The 20392-nt window shown below is 36.5% G+C and carries 15 protein-coding genes; 7 read left to right on the forward strand and 8 right to left on the reverse strand.

What is annotated here, in order from left to right; all coding sequences use genetic code 11:
- Positions 1-263: 263 nt before the first annotated feature.
- The 8 genes from crr to GQR44_RS14600 form a co-directional block, all read right to left on the reverse strand.
- Positions 264-773 carry a PTS glucose transporter subunit IIA gene (gene crr, locus GQR44_RS14565; protein ID WP_028867124.1) on the reverse strand — a complete coding sequence of 170 codons (510 nt, stop codon included), beginning with the start codon at positions 771-773 and terminating at the stop codon, positions 264-266.
- Positions 774-843: 70 nt separating this feature from the next.
- Positions 844-2565, reverse strand: coding sequence for a phosphoenolpyruvate-protein phosphotransferase PtsI (gene ptsI, locus GQR44_RS14570; RefSeq protein ID WP_166372477.1), 1722 nt, complete (start codon positions 2563-2565; stop codon positions 844-846).
- Between the two features lie 51 nt (positions 2566-2616).
- Complete coding sequence (locus tag GQR44_RS14575) at positions 2617-2874, reverse strand: HPr family phosphocarrier protein (RefSeq protein ID WP_113818788.1); 258 nt, start codon at positions 2872-2874, stop codon at positions 2617-2619.
- 403 nt (positions 2875-3277) lie between these two features.
- Positions 3278-4243 (reverse strand): cysteine synthase A, encoded by a 966-nt coding sequence (gene cysK, locus GQR44_RS14580; protein ID WP_166372478.1) that lies wholly within the window; start codon positions 4241-4243, stop codon positions 3278-3280.
- Between the two features lie 136 nt (positions 4244-4379).
- Complete coding sequence (locus GQR44_RS14585) at positions 4380-4970, reverse strand: hypothetical protein (RefSeq protein WP_166372479.1); 591 nt, start codon at positions 4968-4970, stop codon at positions 4380-4382.
- An 89-nt stretch (positions 4971-5059) separates the two neighbouring features.
- Positions 5060-6490, reverse strand: coding sequence for an exodeoxyribonuclease I (gene sbcB / locus GQR44_RS14590; RefSeq protein ID WP_166372480.1), 1431 nt, complete (start codon positions 6488-6490; stop codon positions 5060-5062).
- Positions 6491-7369: 879 nt separating this feature from the next.
- Positions 7370-8362, reverse strand: coding sequence for a type I glyceraldehyde-3-phosphate dehydrogenase (gap, locus tag GQR44_RS14595; protein ID WP_166372481.1), 993 nt, complete (start codon positions 8360-8362; stop codon positions 7370-7372).
- A gap of 354 nt (positions 8363-8716) precedes the next feature.
- A complete protein-coding gene (locus GQR44_RS14600; RefSeq protein WP_166372482.1) occupies positions 8717-9610 on the reverse strand; it encodes a D-hexose-6-phosphate mutarotase in 894 nt (297 codons plus the stop codon).
- Between the two features lie 303 nt (positions 9611-9913).
- Between GQR44_RS14600 and malQ the strand changes: the two genes are divergently transcribed.
- The 7 genes from malQ (at position 9914) to GQR44_RS14635 (ending at position 20140) form a co-directional block, all read left to right on the forward strand.
- A complete protein-coding gene (gene malQ, locus GQR44_RS14605; RefSeq protein ID WP_166372483.1) occupies positions 9914-12106 on the forward strand; it encodes a 4-alpha-glucanotransferase in 2193 nt (730 codons plus the stop codon).
- 149 nt (positions 12107-12255) lie between these two features.
- A complete protein-coding gene (gene glgB / locus GQR44_RS14610; RefSeq protein ID WP_166372508.1) occupies positions 12256-14469 on the forward strand; it encodes a 1,4-alpha-glucan branching protein GlgB in 2214 nt (737 codons plus the stop codon).
- Complete coding sequence (gene glgX / locus GQR44_RS14615) at positions 14470-16566, forward strand: glycogen debranching protein GlgX (RefSeq protein WP_346774362.1); 2097 nt, start codon at positions 14470-14472, stop codon at positions 16564-16566.
- 367 nt (positions 16567-16933) lie between these two features.
- Positions 16934-17218, forward strand: coding sequence for a DUF1315 family protein (locus GQR44_RS14620; protein ID WP_166372484.1), 285 nt, complete (start codon positions 16934-16936; stop codon positions 17216-17218).
- Positions 17219-17429: 211 nt separating this feature from the next.
- Positions 17430-18005 (forward strand): D-sedoheptulose 7-phosphate isomerase, encoded by a 576-nt coding sequence (gene lpcA / locus GQR44_RS14625; protein ID WP_166372485.1) that lies wholly within the window; start codon positions 17430-17432, stop codon positions 18003-18005.
- 8 nt (positions 18006-18013) lie between these two features.
- Positions 18014-18781, forward strand: coding sequence for a class II glutamine amidotransferase (locus tag GQR44_RS14630; protein ID WP_166372486.1), 768 nt, complete (start codon positions 18014-18016; stop codon positions 18779-18781).
- Positions 18782-19051: 270 nt separating this feature from the next.
- Positions 19052-20140: a DNA alkylation repair protein gene (locus tag GQR44_RS14635; RefSeq protein WP_166372487.1), complete on the forward strand. Its 1089-nt coding sequence runs from the start codon at positions 19052-19054 to the stop codon at positions 20138-20140.
- Positions 20141-20392: the final 252 nt, after the last annotated feature.

The following is a 20392-nucleotide window of genomic DNA, read 5'->3' on the forward strand; positions in this document are numbered from 1 at the left end:
AAGAAGCACTTAAGTATTAGAATAAAAAAGATAGGGGATTGTAACAAGTAAGCAAGGAGAAGAAAAATATATAGCTGTGAATATACCTTCTATGATGCGGATGATATTTGCATATTGAATGGCAATGGGTGTTTACGAAGACTCGTTAAGTAAAATTTGAGAAGGTCAGTTGTTTGATAATGTATAGTAATTAAAGAGATGGAGATAACAAAAGAGCCGCCTAAGCGACTCTTAATAAGAGAATATCAAAATAATTAAAAAGATTATTTAACTATTTTTAATACTACATCAGTTGCTACTTCAACAGTACCAGACATTTTTTGTAGCTCTTTAATCTCATCCATATTTGAGATCACAACAGGTGTCAAAATTGATTTTGCTTTTGCAGTTAAGAAAGCTAAATCAAATTCGATGATAGTATCACCGGCTTTAACTTTTTGACCTTCTTGAGCGATACGAGTAAAACCTTCACCTTTTAACTCAACTGTATCAATACCGAAGTGAACAAATAGCTCAATACCCGTATCTGATTCTAATGAGAATGCGTGGTTTGTTTCAAAAATTTTACCAATTTCACCGTCACAAGGTGCAACCATTTTGTTGCCTGTTGGGCGAATTGCAATACCGTCACCAACAATTTTTTCGGCAAAAACAACATCTGGCACATCTTCAATAGCAACAATTTCACCTGAAAGTGGTGCAATGATATTAATAGTACTAGCTGTTTGTGTATTGCCTGTTACTGCTTTTTTTAAAGAATCAAAAAAACCCATATTAGTAAACTCCGAATATTTGATAAAGTGCAAGAAAAGGTGATGTTATATCACCTTTAAAATGAATTAGTTAACTAATTCCTTTAGCTCGATTGAAATCGTTAACTAAGGCTTCAATTTCAGCAGCAGTTGCCATTGAAAGGGCTTTATCAGCGAGTTCTTTAGCATCAGCAAAATTAGTGCTGCGAATAATTTTTTTCACGGTTGGTATTGAGATAGCACTCATAGAGAACTCATCTAATCCCATACCTAATAGCAATAGTGTTGCATGCTCGTCACCCGCTAATTCACCACACATACCCGTCCATTTTCCGGCTGCATGTGAAGCATCAATAACGGTCTTAATAATCGTTAACACCGATGGTGAAAGTGGATTATATAAATCAGAAATTAGTTCATTACCACGGTCTACAGCAAGTGTATATTGTGTTAAATCGTTTGTACCGATACTGAAAAAATCGACTTCTTTAATTAAATGATGAGCAATCGCAGCTGCTGCTGGTGTCTCAATCATTACGCCAATTTCAATTTCTTCATCAAAGGCAAGATTTTCATTACGCAATTCTGTTTTCAACAATTCTAAAATATCTTTTAGCTTGCGAACTTCTTCTACTGAAATGATCATCGGGAACATGATACGGATCTTACCAAATGCAGAAGCACGAAGTAGAGCACGTAATTGTGGGTTCATTATTTCAGGGCGGTCGAAACAAATTCGAATTGCACGCCATCCTAAAAATGGGTTTAATTCAGCAGGAAGATTTAGGTAAGGTAAGTCCTTATCACCACCAATATCCATAGTACGGATAATACAAGGTTTGCCTTCCATTGCTTCAACTACATCTTTATAAGCAACAAATTGCTCATCTTCAGTAGGTAGTTGATCGCGGTCCATGAATAAAAATTCTGTGCGGTATAAACCAACACATTCAGCGCCATTTCGTTTAGCGCCATCGGTATCTTTTACCGAACCAACATTTGACCCTACTTCTACTTGATGACCATCTAAAGTCATAGCAGGTAAGTCTTTTAATTTAGCAAGTTCAGCTTTTTCTTCTAAGAAGGCATCACGTACCAATTTAGCTTCAGCCAATTGTGCTTTATTTGGATTAATAATGATTTTATTATTCAAGGCATCAAGAATAATCATGTCACCATTTTTCACACATTTTGTAATATCATTAGTACCAACAATCGCTGGAATTTCTAATGAGCGTGCCATAATTGATGTGTGTGAAGTACGGCCACCGATATCAGTGATAAAACCTAATACTTTATCAAGATTAATCTGTGCTGTCTCAGAAGGCGTTAAGTCATTAGCTACTAAAATTACTTCTTCAGCGATATCACTTAAATTAACTAATTCAATGCCTAATACATTTTTAAGTAAACGATTGCCGATATCACGGAAATCCGCAGCACGTTCACGTAAATATGGGTCATCTAATTCTTGTAACATTTGTGCATTCTCTTCCACAATCGAGTTGATTGCGAAATCAGCTGTGCACTTATTTTTTTTCATATAGGCGATGATATCTTCTTCAAGCTCTTCATCTTCAAGGAGCATTATATGCCCTTCAAAGATAGCTTCTTTCTCTTCACCAAATGTTTCAAGCGCTTTTTGCTTGACTATTTCTAGTTGAGCTGAAGTTTTTGCTCGGCCATCAACAAATCGAGTAATTTCGTGTTCAATATTGTCTACTTTCTCAGTATTGAGAGAAATTTCGTCTTCTTGTAATAACAACGCTTTTGCAAACGTAATACCAGGGGATGCAAGTATGCCAGATATCATAACCTATCCTTAAAAAACTACTGAATTTGATCTAATAAAAGATGTTTTGAATTAAACTAAAGTTGCCATTAATTCAACTAAAGTATCAACAGCTTTTTGTTCGTCTGCGCCTTCAGCTTTGATGTTTACAGATGTACCTTGAGTTAAACCTAAAGTTTGTAGTTTGAAAAGGCTTTTAGCACTTGCAGACTTGCTGCCAACTTCAACAGAAATGTCAGATGCAAATGATTTTGCTTCCTTAACAAATTGTGCAGCAGGACGAGTATGAAGGCCATTTGGAGCTGTGATAGTTACTGTTTTTTGATACATGAGAGCACCTTATTTAAGTTTAAATGGTAATAACAATTAATTTAATGTCATTAAAAAAATAGTTATTAGCTGAAGTAAATTATAATAACAAGCTGATTAAACATAAAAAACGATAAGAAAGTTTAGACATAGGTCAATATTTGTTTGAATAAATATTCACTTTCACTTTTCTGTTAATTTTATTCAGCTTTTTGTAATTATAACAATTAAAAAATTGGATTTCATGATCCTAAATAAGACAGATAAGGTCAATGATTTTCTCTGAATAGGTGATGAAAACAAGGTATTATTCGTGTGTTTGTATGTTTTTTGGACTATGCGACCTGTAGGGATATTGGAAGTAAAAAAAAAGGTACTAAAAAGTACCTTTGTAAAATCATAAAGTCACATATTATTCTACGTTTTATGCAAAGTTTTCGCCGTCAAATAGACCTGCAAATAATGCCGTTGATAAGTAACGCTCACCTGAACTAGGTAGTATTACGACAATATTTTTATCTTTGAATTCTGGTTGAGCAGCTAAACGTGCTGCGGCAACAACCGCTGCTCCTGAAGAAATACCAGCAAGGATACCTTCCTCTTCCATTAGGCGTCGAGCCATTGAGATTGCATCTTCATTACTTACCGCTTCAGCTCTATCAATTAATGAGATATCTAAGTTTTTAGGAATAAATCCTGCGCCAATACCTTGTATTTTATGTGGACCCGGTTTGATCTCTTCGCCAGCTAATGTTTGAGATATAACCGGTGAATCTGTCGGTTCTACTGCCACACTAATAATTGCTTTGCCTTGTGTTTCTTTGATGTAACGACTAACGCCAGAAATCGTACCACCAGTACCCACACCAGCTACAAATACATCTATTTCACCGTCTGTATCATTCCAAATTTCAGGTCCTGTTGTTTGTTCGTGGATTTGCGGGTTAGCAGGATTATCAAATTGGCGTAAAACTAAGTATTTTCCTGGCGCTGATGCTGCTAGCTCTTCCGCTTTATTGATTGCGCCTTTCATGCCTAGTGCGCCTTCAGTCAATACTAAGTTTGCGCCTAATGCTTTTAATAATTTACGACGCTCAATACTCATTGTATTTGGCATTGTTAGGGTGATTTTATAACCACGTGCAGCTGCAACAAAAGCAAGTGCGATACCAGTATTACCGCTTGTTGCTTCAACTAATTCAACACCTTTAGTTAATGTGCCATCTTTTTCCGCTGCATCAATCATGTTAGCGCCGATGCGATCTTTAACGCTGAAACTTGGGTTACGACTTTCAACCTTTACAAATACATTACCTGTAGTCACATTGTTTAAACGTACTAACGGCGTATGACCGATGGTTTGTGAATTATCGCTAAAAATCTTACTCATAATGATGTTCCTATCCGTTGGGTTATTTAATAATTAGTTCTTGATAGCATATCTAATGTTTGTAAATGGGGAAGTGAAATTTTGTTATACCATATAGGTTTTTGAGATAAGTTGTATTTTAGAGGGGGAAGATAAGTTAAAAGCGTGATTCGAAACCAATTAAAGCTTGGCTTGCACCGTAACCTGGTAGGTTTCTATTAGAAATCAATACTTTGATTTTACTGTAAGGGGATGTTTGAAAGCTAATACCGGCTCCAAGAGATAGTTCACTATTATAAATATCGAGGGCTTCGGAGTTTTCAATATATTCATATAAAGTACGGCCTGGTGACATATCTCGATGATTATCGTTACTAGGATCAGAGAACTTTCCAAATATCTCAAATTGAACTAATTGGCTGTTATTTGAAATGAACGGAACTGAAATTATTTCGTATTGTTTACTTTTTTTAAAGGTACTGTCTTTGATAGAAGTGTCGAAAGTTATGCGTTGATAAAAACCATTGAATGCAGAATCGAGGTAGTGATAAGTTGCTTCTGAAATATAATAAAATGAAGAGAAGGGCTTCTCCAAAAAATTAACTTTTTTCATGCTTAACTGGTAATCCAGTTGTAGTTGATTTTGGTTATTATCTTGAGCAAAACTAACACTTGGAGTGACTAAGTAACTTAGCACCAATATTGTTAATTTTACTGAAGGTAACTTTAATCCAGACCACATACTCAACTTGATCGCTCCTTGATCTTCTTAATCCTAGTATGACAATTGCAGCACTTTGCTGTTAATCATTAATTGTAGAGTAATTTTGTTATTTTTTAACCATTTTCATTCAAAAACTCTAGATAATGTCCCAGTTTTTGTAAGATCTCTATCTTTTCAGCACTATGTTGATGCTCGATCGCCAAGATATTAAGACGTTCTACATAGTCATTAGTATGATCAATCAGATAAGCTTCTCTATGTCTAGCCCACTTTTGTTGCTCTTCAATCGTCAGCGTTTGAGGATAATTTCTCGCTTTATATCGCCACCAAAGTGTAGCCAAGTTAGGATCGTCAAAATTAACTTCATGATTGATTATTTGCTGTGGAGAAAGAGCACAAATCGTTTTTGCTTGTTGTTTATCATTAGCCGTTGGAAAACCACCAGAATAGAGTTTTTGCTCTGGCTGCTGTTCCTTATTAATTTTGGCATCAGTATTAAATACTGATATCAGCTTCTCTACTAGCTGTCTGTTTGCCGAGAAAAAGTCCATAGAAAGGCGACATTGTTTAGCATCGACACCCAATTCTTTAGCTCTTTCTGCGGTTAATGTTTTTGCACTAGCGACGATTGGACATTTATTAATATGAATAAGCTTTATAGGAGGTCTATTAATACCTTCAGGTAAATCATCCGTAGCGGTATATAAATAGGTTTGTAATTGTTCTACCGTTAAAGCAGCCAACTGTGAAAGATCTTTATTTAAATCAAGCACAATAACCGCATTGTTATTTGTCGGATGTTGAGCGATCGGAAGAATATAAGAACAACAACCCTGTAGCGCAGAAAACATGCCGGAAATATGCACTAATGGTGTAAAAGTGCCGAGCTTAAGTTGTTCTAAAACTTTATTTTTTTGTCTCAGGCTATAACAATATTCGTATAATTTAGGGTGCGTGTCCTTGATCAGTTTTGCCATCGCAATAGTGGCATAAACATCAGACATTGCATCATGTGCTTGTTGATGAGTTATCTCATTTGCTTTAGTTAATAACTCTAATCTAAAGCTTGGTGCATCATTGTCATCAAATACCCACTCAATACCTTCCGGCCTAAGGGCATAACATGCGCGTACCATGTCGATAATATCCCAACGTGAGCAGCCATTTTGCCACTCTCTTTGGTAAGGATCGTGAAAATTTCGGTACAAAGTAAAGCGTGTAACTTCATCATCAAAACGAATATTGTTGTAACCAACAACACAGGTTTGAGGTTGTTGGAATTGTTGCAATATGTTGAATATAAATTGATTTTCAAATTCACCATGTTGTAAAGCATGTTGAGGCGTTATTCCTGTCACTAAACAGGCCTCTGGTGCAGGTAAATAATCATTCGGTGGGCGGCAATACCACTCGTAAGGTTCTGAAATAATATTTAAATCAAGATCCGTTCGAATTCCTGCAAATTGAGAAGGGCGGTCAGTGCCAGGGTTCAATCCAAATGTTTCATAATCGTGCCAAAAAAGGCTTGGAGATGCTTGATTCATATTCTTATATCCAAAATGTTCAGTTGTTATATTGTGGCTAATTTGATCCTAAAAAGCGAATCAATTGAACTTAATGCGGTTGAATAATAAGTATTTACGAAACAATCATAATTTTTCAATACAATTAAGCTGATGCTCTTTGTATATGAAGGTTTTGTTGATGAATCGTGAGAATTGATCTGAAAAGTGACTGTTCTGTTATTGGACGTTGTTAGATGTTATTGAATGTTGCTCAATGTTATTTTTATGTTTCTTTAGATGGTCTCACTTTCATCTTTTAGTGTATTAATTACAGTTTGGTTACTAAAGCACTAAGAATAACTTGTCTTTTTAAATATTTTTCTTCATGTAAAACATTTTAATAATGGGTAAACAGTAATGTGTCATGAATGTCATTCGAGTGATTTTTTATTCTAAGAATAAGTTAAATGCGTTCATTTCAAGAATTAGTCGTCAATAACGACTTAGATTTAGAGATAAAAAAAAGCAACTTTAAACGATAAAAGCACGATTATATCCCGTAAATTTTGTAGCGAGTATTTAGCGTATTTACATATAGAGCTGAAATTAGATCTGGCACTTTGTTTGAGTAACTGCTTTGGTTATCTTACCGAGGGTTAGCTTTAACTAGTTTTTAATACTATTACAGATACAAAAAGCTGCACTAGGTAGGCTTTATAATGCTAACTAATTAAACTTATTTAGCGTCATTTACTATAGGAGTGAGATTAGGTTTAGAACTTTGTTTTTATGTAATGTTAAACCGTTAGATTTCGTAATCGGAGCAAGATCCAACTACAAGAAGTTAGCTTTAACATAAATTACAGATACAAAAAAACCTGCACTAGGCAGGCTTTTATAAATTCTATTTAAACAAACTTATTTAGAGATAAGAGCGATTAAGTCTAGAACTTTATTTGAGTAACCGATTTCGTTATCGTACCAAGATACAACTTTAACGAATTTGTCAGTTAGTGCAACACCAGCTTTAGCGTCGAAGATTGAAGTCAATGTTTCACCATTGAAGTCAGTTGAAACAACAGCATCTTCAGTGTAACCAAGAACACCAGCCATTTCGCCTTCAGAAGCAGCTTTCATTGCAGCACAAATTTCTTCGTATGTAGCAGCTGTTTTAAGGTTAACAGTTAAGTCAACAACAGAAACGTTAGCAGTTGGTACACGGAAAGCCATACCTGTTAGAAGACCGTTTAGTTCTGGAAGAACTTTACCTACAGCTTTAGCTGCACCAGTTGAAGATGGAATGATGTTTTGAGAAGCACCACGACCACCGCGCCAGTCTTTCATTGAAGGACCGTCAACAGTTTTTTGAGTAGCAGTTGTTGCATGAACAGTCGTCATTAGACCAGATTCAATGCCCCATTTGTCGTTAAGTACTTTAGCAACAGGTGCTAAACAGTTAGTAGTACAAGAAGCGTTAGAAACGATATCTTGACCAGCGTAAGCTGCAAAGTTTACACCGTTAACGAACATTGGTACGTCACCAGAAGGACCAGTTAAAACAACTTTTTTAGCGCCAGCAGTAATGTGCTTACGAGCTGTTTCGTCAGTAAGGAAAAGACCAGTTGCTTCAGCTACTACGTCAACGCCAGCAGCATCCCATTTTAGATCTTCAGGGTTACGCTCTGCAGTTACACGTACAGTGTTACCATTTACGATTAGGTTACCGTCTTTAACTTCAACAGTACCGTTGAAACGTCCGTGAGTTGAGTCATATTTAAGCATGTAAGCCATGTATTCAACGTCGATTAAGTCATTGATTGCAACAACTTGAATATCATCACGTTCACATGATGCACGGAATACGAAACGGCCGATACGACCGAAGCCGTTAATACCTACTTTAATTGTCATTTTATTGTTCCTTATGGAGGTTTGATTTTAAACTTGTCATCATTATAAGCGTCAAAAACGCCAACGACTTGATGTTAGTCAAGTTATAGCTCTGAAAACACATTTTTTGTTTGATTAAACCTTTTAAAGTATTTAATTAAAAATTAGTGTGTTTTTTTGAACTGGTATCACAGTAATTAAATTACACGAGCATATTAAGGGCAATTCTAGAGAAAATAAAGAAAAACCATGATTAAAGTGCGATTTCAATAAGTCAATACCTAACTGTAATAATATGATTACTTTTATTTCACTATATTGGTGCTTTTTATTCTTTTTTTGTTAGTAAATTTCATTATTATGAATAACAGTGCGTTATTTAATCACGGTTTTTAGTGTGTGAGATTGCCCTGATTCAACTAATACACCTTGTTTTGAAGTAATTGCTGATTCAATACACATCATTGTTTGGTAACCATCATCTGGCATATCAGCAAATGCAATTGCACCTTTTATCCACGGATTCCAAACTACCACAGAGTCATTACCGGTGTTAGTCACTATTATTTTACGTTCATTATTTGCGTCATTAACAATAACATCACCTTCGTTGATTGCATAAATTGAATCAATAGGACCATCTATAGGTAATGTTTTTTCTGCATTCTTCTGTTTTCCTTCATCTAAGGAATCAGAATAAGTCGATGCTAAACCATCAATAGTACATTGAGTGATATCAGCAACACATAAGTAAGAGTGCAAAGCACCACCATACTTGAAAGTATCGGTACCGGTATTTTGGGTAATTAGTGACAGTTCAACGTGGTCAGACAAAGAAGCTTTCAACGTTAATGTAAAATCATGATCCCAAATCGCTTTAGTTACTTCATTAGCTGATAGTGTGAATTCAAGGTCAATTGCATCGGATGTCTCATCGATAATTGATACAGCCCACTTGCTGGTACGAGCAAAGCCATGCCCTGGTAATTTTTTGCTAAGGCTTTCTTCAGTATTACCAAACCAAGGCCAACAAACAGGCACACCACCACGAATTGCTTTTTTATCATCAAACAAAGCCGTTTTGCTTAAATAAATAAGCGGTGCTTGCTGTTTTACTTGGAAGTGAATCAAATGTGCGCCATGTAAGGTAAATGCAGCATCAAATTTGGGGTGATTAATAATAATAAACTCAAAGCCTTTACTGTCCACTTGAAGTGAAACCTGTTCAGAGAGAGTTTTTGTTGTGTTAAGTCTCAAATGTGAAATCATTTTTGTTCCCTATGTCATGAATTGTATGAAGTTCAGTTATGTTTTATTCATTCTACTATATTGTTTATTTAAATTAGTGAGCTAAATCATTTGCGAAGCTTGTTAATATAAAAGTGAAACAAATTTTGATATGGTTTTGAAAAGTAAATTATAAACATGCATAAGATTTAATATTTTTAGTAAAATAACTATTTGATTAAGTTATTATCCACTGATGAATTCGTTATAAATTTTATCTATTTTGTTACACATTCATTTTTAATATTAAAATCTAGCGATAAATTAACCATACATAGGTGTTTTATGAATAGTTCTGCATTAGAGTCGTTTATGCAATTGAAAGGGATTGATCCAAATTTTGTTGATGCGTGGGGGGCGCCTGCAACTGTTCTTGATGAAAGTATTAAAAATATTATCAATCATATGGGGTTTGATGCTTCGGATGAGCAAGCACTATCTGCACATTATGAAGAACAAGAAACACAACATTGGTTGAGACTAATCGCTCCTGTCTCAGTGCAACAGCAGGCATCGGAATATCAACTTGAGGTGCATCTGCCTATTGATTTTGTTACCGATCCTCTTATTTACAGAATCATCACGGAAGATGGTCAACAAATAGATACAACAATTACTGCAACAGATTTCCCATTATTAGGTAATAAAGATATAGGTGATGTTGAATTTCAACTATATCAAGTTACTTTACCCACTGAGTTAGCCATCGGTTATCACCAACTCAATTTATTGGAACAGGGTAATGATGAACCATTAGCCAATATGGCTTTAATTATTACTCCAAGTGCTTGTTTTACGCCGAAGGCGATGCAAGAAGGTAAAAAACTATGGGGCACCAGTGTTCAACTATATTGTTTGAAAAGTCAAAATAACTGGGGTATCGGTGATTTCTCAGACTTGAAGTCATTATTGACTAAAACAGCGCAAAGCGGTGGCGACTTCATCGGCTTAAACCCAATCCATGCGCTTAGCCCTGCACAACCTAACAATGCAAGTCCCTACAGTCCTTCATCACGTAAGTGGTTAAATATCCTTTATACCGATATTCATGCGGTTCCTGAATTTGAACATTGCAAAACGTTAAAAGATAAATTAGCAACCAGTGATTTTCAGCAACAATTAAGTTCGCTGCGAGCGACTGAATGGGTAGATTACGAGAATGTTACTGCATTAAAATTGAGTGCATTACGTGACTTGTTTGCAACCTTAAATGATGGACAATCGGTAAATAATCTACGTTTGCAGGCACTTAATGAGTTTGTAGAAGAAAAGGGCGATTCATTAAAGCAGCAAGCTGCTTTCGATGCTCTGCAGTTTAAGTTTTTGGCTGAAAACGAGCAAGCTTGGGGATGGCCTGTATGGCCGGAAGGTTTTCAATCATTCGCTACACCTGAAACCCAACAATGGTGCTTAGAAAATGAAGCTGAAATTTTATTTTGGTGTTATTGCCAATGGCTCACAGAAACGCAATTAGCAGAAGCTGATGAACTTGCAAAATCATTAGGCATGACTCTAGGTATTTATCGTGATCTGGCCGTTGGCGTGAGTAAGAATAGCAGTGAAATATGGGCTAATCATGAACTTTATTATGAAAATATTAGTATTGGTGCGCCACCTGATATTTTAGGTCCTTTAGGTCAAAGTTGGGGACTACCTCCGCTGTCTCCAGATAAGTTATTTGAAACTGGCTATCAACCTTTTATTGAATTACTACAATCAAATATGAGTCATTGTGGCGCATTACGTATTGACCATGTGATGGCTCTATTAAGACTTTGGTGGGTTCCTGAAGGTGCACCTGCTGGTTGTGGTGCTTATATTTATTACAATATTTATGACATGTTAAATTTATTGGCATTAGAAAGTGTGCGTAATCAATGTCTAGTTATTGGTGAAGATTTAGGGACCGTTCCTGATGGTATGGATGAACTACTTAAAGAAGCCGGCGTTTATTCCTATAAAGTGTTTTTCTTTGAGCAAGCTGAAGATGGCGGTTTTCTATCCCCATCACATTATATTCAACAGGCGATGGCTACGTTATCAACCCATGATATGCCGACAATTAAAGGATATTGGCATTGTGAAGATTTGTATTTAGGCAAAAGTTTAGGTTTATATCCAGACCCCGCTGTGTTGGAAAAGCTATTTCGTGACCGTGTAGAGTGCAAGCAACAGATTCTCGATAGCTTACATGGGCATGGTAGTTTACCTGAAAATTACAACCGAGACGCCAATACTACTGGCATGGATCAAGTATTGAACTTTGCGTTACAAAAACACCTTGCGGCGGGCAGTGCTTCATTGTTAAGTTTGCAGCTAGAAGATTTTTTAGAAATGGATCAACCAGTTAATGTGCCTGGCACAAGCGATGAATATAAAAACTGGCAACGGAAATTATCTAAAAATTTAGACGCTATTTTTGCTGACTCAGCTATTCAGTGCCTATTGAAAGATTTGACAGAAGCAAGATCTAAATAATCAGACATTAGGCTAAATAAACTTCGGATTAGGTATTTAAAATGACTAAAAAAACAACGTCAAAGAAAGTGTCACCAAAGAAATCACCGGTAAAAGCAACATCTGATCAAAAAGCAGTTGCTGCAAAAGTGCCTGCAACTATTAAAACGATGCCATTAAAGCATGAACTTTTAGGATCACTTAAAGAAGCGCGATTAGCCAATCCTTTTGAGCAATTAGGGTTAATTAAAAATCCAATTAGTGATGGTTTCTTGTTACGTGCTTGGCTGCCTGATGCGACTTCAGTTTCATTTTCTGCTCTTGATGATAGCGGTATTTCTGGTGAATTATTAAAAGTATACGAAGATGGTTTATTTGAAATTAACTTACCGCAAGTAACCGATAAATTTGTTTATCAGTTAGATGCTCAATATAAAAGTGGTAGTCATCAATTCATCGACCCCTATCAGTTTCATGAGATTGCATTTGATGGTTTATCTACTTTGCATGAAGCACCACAAAATGTTTACCATACGTTAGGCGCTCAATTAAAAACAGTGACTGTTGACGGTGTTGAAGTTAGTGGTGTTAGGTTTATTGTATATGCACCCAATGCAAGTAGTGTCAGTCTTATTTCTGCTGAAAATCATTGGGATGGACAACGTAATCCTATGCAACGCAGTTGGTGCGGGCATTGGGTGTTATTTATCCCTGGTTTAGCTGCTGGTTGTGCTTATAAATTTGAACTCAAAGATGGACTAGGTAATCGTTTACCGCATAAAGCCGATCCAGTTGGTTTTCAAGCTGAATTATATCCTTCTCATTCATCAATTGTGGTTGACCATGATGCTTACCAATGGAATGACGATGCATGGCGTGCTTCGCAGTTAGGTGATAAACGCTACGCTGCCATGAGTATCTATGAAGTGCACTTAGGCTCGTGGAAACGCAAAAATGAAAATGGTCATGAACGCATGCTCACCTATCGTGAATTGGCGTCTGACTTGTTACCTTACTTAGTTGAGATGGGATATACACATTTAGAAGTGTTGCCTATTTCAGAGTTTCCTTTCGACGGCTCGTGGGGATATCAACCGGTAGGTTTATTTGCTGCTACCAGTCGTTTCGGTGATGCAGATGATCTTAAATACTTTATTGACCAATGTCACCAAGCTGGCATCGGCGTTATTGTTGACTGGGTACCTGCACATTTCCCATCAGACCCCCATGGATTAGCACGCTTCGATGGTACTCCACTTTATGAATACGAAGATCCACGTCGTGGTTGGCACCCAGATTGGAACTCTTATATCTATGATTTTGGTCGTGACAATGTGCGTCAATTCTTAGTTGCAAGTGCTTTGATTTGGCTTGATAAATTCCATGTTGATGGATTACGTGTTGATGCGGTTGCCTCTATGTTGTATTGGGATTACTCTCGCGAAGAGGGTGAGTGGGTACCGAATGTTGATGGCGGGAATCATAACTATGAAGCGATCAGCTTATTAAAATGGTTTAACGAAGAAGTTTATAAACAATATCCTCACGCAATGACCATTGCTGAAGAGTCGACAGCTTTCTCTGGTGTTTCAAAGCCTACTTTTGATGGCGGACTTGGATTTGGCTTCAAATGGAATATGGGTTGGATGCACGATACATTAAGTTATATGCAGCAAGATCCTATGTACCGTAAATATCATCACCATGAAATGACTTTTGCGATGGTTTATCACTACAATGAACATTTTGTTTTACCAATATCACACGATGAAGTCGTACATGGTAAGAAAAGTATGTTAGAAAAAATGCCTGGTGATGAATGGCAGGGTGCTGCTAACTTGCGTGCCTATATGGGTTATATGTACGGCCACCCTGGTAAGAAACTAAACTTTATGGGCGGGGAGATCGCGCAAGCTCGTGAATGGAACCATAACCAAAGTTTAGATTGGGACCTATTATCTTATGATAAACATAAGGGCCAAAAACAACTTATTTGTGACTTGAACCATTTTTATAAAAGTCACAGTGCAATGTATGAATCTGACTATGAGCCACAGGGATTTGCTTGGTTAGACCACAGTGATGGTGAAAATAGTGTTGTTTCGTTTATTCGTTATAACATTGATAAAACAGAACATGTTATCTGTGTGAGTAACTTTACTCCTGTACCGCGTGAGCGTTACCGTCTACCCGTTGATGAAGCCGGCCAGTACGAAGTCGTTTTAAATACTGATAGTGAATATTATTGGGGTAGTAATTACCAAATGGGAGACCAAATGGGTGTCTTTAATAGTGAAGATTATCCTTGGCAGGGTAAAGATCATTCTATTGTGTTAAACTTGCCTCCATTATCGACAGTGTATTTGAAGAAAAAAGGATCGTAAGTGTCAGGAACTAAAATGGAATTGGCTACACAAATAGATGCTAAAGAGCATCTATTTGTTAGTTTTACGGGGAAGAACTATCCCTTAGGAGCAACCTTAGACAAACAAGGTTGCAACTTCTCAGTGCATTGCCAGGAAGGGAAGCGTGTTGAATTATGTCTATTTGATAAAAATGAAAATCAAATTGATAGTTTTTTTCTCATACCTGCTCATTCACATCTTTGGCATATTTATTTAGAAGGTGTAACGGCTGGGCAGATGTATGGTTACCGTGTCTACGGTGAGTATCAACCTAAAAATGGGCTGTTATTCAATGATAAAAACTTATTAATTGACCCATACACCAAATGCCTAAGTAAAATTCAACACAGTTTTGTTCAATCACAAAGCGATTATAATGATACCTATGTAGCTAAATCAGTGGTGGTTGATGACCATTTTGATTGGCAGAATGTAGAAAAACCTGCAATAGAAGAACAACATCGTATTTTATACGAAGTGCATACTAAAGGTTTTACTCGAACCAACCCCAATATTCCTTTGCCAATGCGCGGCAAGTATCGAGGTTTATCACACCCTGAAAGCATCAAACATTACCAATCTCTTGGCGTGACCAGTTTACAAATCATGCCGGTGTTTAGTTTTGTCAGTGAACCACGTTTAAAAAAACTAGGGTTGACCAATTATTGGGGATATAACCCAATCAACTTCTTTGCACCTGAAACTCGTTACGCCCAATATGATGCGATTGCTGAGTTCAAAACTATGGTGCGTGAACTTCATGCAGCTAACATTGAAGTTATTTTAGATGTTGTTTTTAATCATACTGCAGAATCAGGTAGTGATGGTTTAATTCTGAGTTTTAAAGGCTTTGATAATAAACAATATTATACCTTTGAAAACAGTAAACTGGGGCTTGATTATCAGCGATACAGTAATCACTCTGGTTGTGGTAATACGGTTAATTTAGATTTTAGTTGGTCATTAAAGATCACTATGGATGCATTACGTTACTGGGTAACAGAAATGCAAGTTGATGGCTTTAGATTTGACTTGGCGGTTACCTTAGCGCGTGAAGCACAAGGCTTTACAGAGCGAAGTGCCTTTTTCAAAGCATTATTACAAGATCCTGTGTTAAGTGATGTGATTTTGATTGCTGAACCTTGGGATATTGGACCGGGAGGATACCGTTTAGGCGCATTCCCTGAACAATGGAAAGAGTGTAACGATCGCTATCGCGATACAATGCGCTCTTTTTGGCGAGGTGATACCGGGATCGTATCTGAAGTGGCAATGCGTCTTCTAGGGTCACATGACTTCTTTCCAATTGGACTACGTACTAATACCACTAGCGTTAATTATATTTGTTATCACGATGGGTTCACGTTGGATGATATGGTGTCTTTTCAAGATCGTCATAACCAAGACAATGGTGAAAACAATCGAGATGGTCATGGCCATAACCTATCAGCTAATTATGGCTGTGAAGGGCCAACTAAAGATGCGCGTATCAACACATTAAGACAGCAACAAAAACGTAATATGATTGCGACATTATTTTTATCTCAAGGCACACCGCATTTTTTATCCGGTGACGAGATGGGTAATCATCAATCTGGTAACAATAATGCTTATTGTCAAGATAACCAAATTAGTTGGATTAACTGGGACCAAAGTAAAGCAGATTTAGCCTTATTTAAATTCACTTCTCAATTGATCGCGTTACGTAAAAGTTCTCGTTTATTTGGTGATTTGATATTAAATGACGATGAGTTAGTGAGTGATCAAGTGCAATGGTATCATCCAAATGGTTATGTGATGGGACAGTCTGATTGGCATGCCTCTAACTCACAAGCTCTTGCTGTAGAGTTAAAAGAAGCGGATCCTGCTGGTGAACATTGGCATTTAATCTTGAATGCATCAACTTATCAAATTGCTTGTCAACTTCCTGAGTTACCTGACAATAAAGATTGGTATGAAGTAATGGATACTAACTGTCCTAGCGGAGAGTTGATTGAAGACCCTAAAAAAGTAGTCAGCCCTGTATTTGCAAAAGCACACTCTATTTTATTATTTAAAGCTAAATTAAGAGATTAATAGCTAAAAAATAAAGTCTTCTTATGCGAATATAAAACTTATAAAAACGCCTTAAACATTTTTTATCTTAATTATTGTTAATAATAGATAACTAAAAGTTTAAGGCGTTTTTGATGGTGATAAATCGTATTCGCTTTATTGAATATAAGTCCCCGCAAGATATCCACCTTTCAGCTTATCCCTTGTATTATTTTTTAGGTTTGTCCATTGTTCAAAACCCTTTTGTTATGATTCTCATTCAACTACTGTTTGTTATAAAAAGCCGATCTATGGCAAAAATATTCATGCTTGCGCAATCATCACTAGATAATTTTAAGTAAATAAATATACTTGCTTCACATTACTAAACTAGTTACGGGTAAAGTCTGTGTCAAATATCAATGAGTATGCAAAAAATATATCTTCAGAGCTTTATGAAAAGCTAAAAACAGCCGTAGAAACAGGGAAATGGTTAGATGGTGCGCCACTTACCGAGGAGCAAAAAGCACACTCGCTACAATTGGTGATGGCTTACCAAAAAGAGTTTAATGTTGAGCCAGACCATTTCACCATTGCTCAAAATGGTGAAATTTATATGGAATCAAAAAAAGTATTAAAAAATCAATTTGCAAAAACAGCTGAAACTGACGAAGTACATTTAATTAATTTATAGCCATTCGTCATTTTAAGCTAAGGATAAACTTCTCGCGTCGGCTGAAGTTGTAGATTTTCCTTGCTGACTTTACATCTCACAGTATCATGGAGAAATACGAGCGCTCACTTGTAAGTTGAACAATATAAGTTAATAAATATAAATTAATAAAATATTGATGGTTACGTTTTCTGAGCTGATGATTATCAATCAATCCAATTAAGTAGGTACTATGAATTTATCGATTATTAAAGATGAGCTACAAGAAGCTCAACAGGTGTTAACCGCATTTCTATCGGAACAACAAAACTTACAAAATATTGAAGATGCGGCTTCATTATTAGCTGATGCTTTTAAAAATGATGGCAAAGTATTAGCCTGTGGTAATGGCGGCTCTCATTGTGATGCCATGCATTTTGCGGAAGAGTTAACGGGACGTTACCGTGAACATCGCCCATCATACCCAGCGATTGCAATTTCAGATGCTAGTCATATTTCCTGTGTCGGTAATGACTATGGTTTTGAACAAATATTTGCGCGCTATTTAGAAGGTGTTGGACGTGCTGGGGATGTCTTATTCTGTTTATCGACCAGTGGCAACTCGACTAATATTCTAAAGGCCATTGACGTTGCAAAAAGTAAAGACATTAAAGTGATCGCATTAACCGGTAAAGACGGTGGAAAAATGGCGGGTCTTGCGGATGTTGAAATTCGAGTACCACACTTTGGTTATGCTGATCGTATTCAAGAAATACATATTAAGATCATTCATATTTTGATCTATTTAATTGAAAAGAAAATGGCTTAGGTTAAACAATGTGTGAATTATTAGGCATGAGTGCCAATGTCCCAACTGATATCTGTTTTAGCTTTAGTGGGTTAGTGAAACGAGGCGGTGCAACCGGACCTCATAAAGATGGGTGGGGAATCACCTTTTATGAAGGCAAAGGCTGTCGTAGTTTTAAAGATCCAAATCCTAGCTGTGACTCTAAAATTGCAGAGCTTGTTAAAAAATATCCAATTAAAAGTAAATCGGTGATCAGCCATATCCGTCAAGCAAATCGAGGTGGTGTTAATTTAGAGAATACACATCCTTTTATTCGTGAGCTATGGGGACGTAATTGGACTTATGCGCATAATGGACAACTTACTGGATACGAAAGCTTAGAAATGGGGCACGCTTGCCCTGTTGGAGAAACAGACAGTGAACGTGCCTTTTGTTGGATTTTGCACAAGCTACATCAAGACTTCCCTGAACAACCGACTGATATGCGATTAATCTTTAAAAAAATAGCCAGTTATGCAGATCAATTAAGAGCATTAGGTGTTTTTAATATGTTGCTGAGCGATGGTCAATACGTGATGTGTTATTGCACTAATAATTTACACTGGATAACACGACGTGCTCCTTTTGGTAAAGCACAGTTAATCGATGAAGACATGATTGTTGATTTTCAAGAGGAAACTTCTGACAGTGATATTGTTACTGTGATTGCAACGCGACCGCTCACTAAAGATGAATCCTGGAACAAGATGGAAACAGGACAGTTCTGTGTTTTCCATTTTGGTGAGTTAATTTTGTAATCAGTAATCAGTAATCAGTAATCAGTAATCACTATGAGGTCATAGATGTGAATAAAATGGCCTCGTTCTCATTCCCGCACCATTTCTATTATTTATGCTACTAAACTGTTGAACATCCAATCTAAGAAATTGCACTTATTATGCTAATCTAGGACCAACTTAACATCCAACCGATTAAACAACTAACCGATTAAACAACTAACCAACTAAACGACTAAACAACTAAACAACTAAACAACTAAACAACTAACTAAATAAAATAGGAACAACATGGCTGCTTTATTAAAAGATGTCTATAACCCAGATTATATTTCGCACCTTGCTGATGTTGTTGAAAAAAGTTATCCATCATTACAAAAAAGCCAATTTATCAAAGCGGTGTTTAACGACGAATGGGCAGATAAAGAGCTTAAAGCGCGGACTTTACACCTTGCGCATCAATTAAATCTGTTTATTGATCTCGACTACTTACAAACCTTAGCGATTATTAAACAAATAGCACCTCATTTTACAAGTTACGAAGGTATGTTTATTCCTGCTTTTGTGGAATGCTATGGATTGCATGAATTTTCAGCGTCTATTGAGGCTCTCTCTTATATAACCCAGTTTGCCAGTGCGGAGTTTGCGGTACGGCCTTTTATTGTTGAATACCCGCAACAGATGCAAGCGGTGTTATTAACATGGTGTAATAGTGATGATAGTCATATACGTCGTTTAGCGTCGGAAGGGTGCCGACCTCGATTACCTTGGGCAATGGCTTTACCTGAATTCAAAAAAGATCCCAACTTCATCTTGCCTATATTAGAGGCATTAAAAAATGATGATAGCGAATATGTACGACGAAGTGTGGCTAATAATCTCAATGATATTGCCAAGGATCACCCTTTGATTGTGGTTAACTTAGCACAACAGTGGTTAGCTGAAAGTAAAACTACAGAGACAAAACGTTTAATAAAACACGCATGTCGAAGCTTATTAAAACAAGCCCATCCAACTGCATTGTCGTTATTTGGTTTTTTACCACCAGAACATATCGAAGTAGTTAATTTTAAGGCAGATAAAGCAGTGTCGATGGGAGAGCTTTTTACTTTCTCTTGTCATCTGGTCCATCAAAAATCCTTGCCCTTGAATAAATTAAGAATCGAATTTGCCATTGATTTTATGAAAAAAAATGGACAACAAGCCCGTAAGATATTCCAACTCTCGGAGGCGGTTATCAATAAAGATAACAAGCTAATTAATAAATCATTCAGTTTTAAAAATATCTCTACAAGACAATATTACAGTGGCCAACATAGTGTTGCTATCCTAGTTAATGGTGTTCAATTGGCTGATATTGATTTTATGTTAGAAGATTAAAAAGTATTAAAATGTCGTCATTTCTGTAGAATTGTGATCTATACCCATTACTATTCAAGTTGCAAAATTCAACAAACTGCTTAGGTCGTAATTATGTGCTTAAACTACATTTATTTTGCGAACCTATGAGTAGTTAATTTGCCTTGCGTGTGTACTTAACGATGAGGTATAGATTGAAGCCTAATTTTTAATTTTTAATGTTTTGAAAAGTAAAGGATTACGTAATGAAAAGCAGGGAAGTAATATGACCAT

The sequence above is a fragment of the Psychromonas sp. SA13A genome (assembly GCF_011378715.1).
In the GTDB taxonomy this organism is placed as follows: domain Bacteria; phylum Pseudomonadota; class Gammaproteobacteria; order Enterobacterales; family Psychromonadaceae; genus Psychromonas.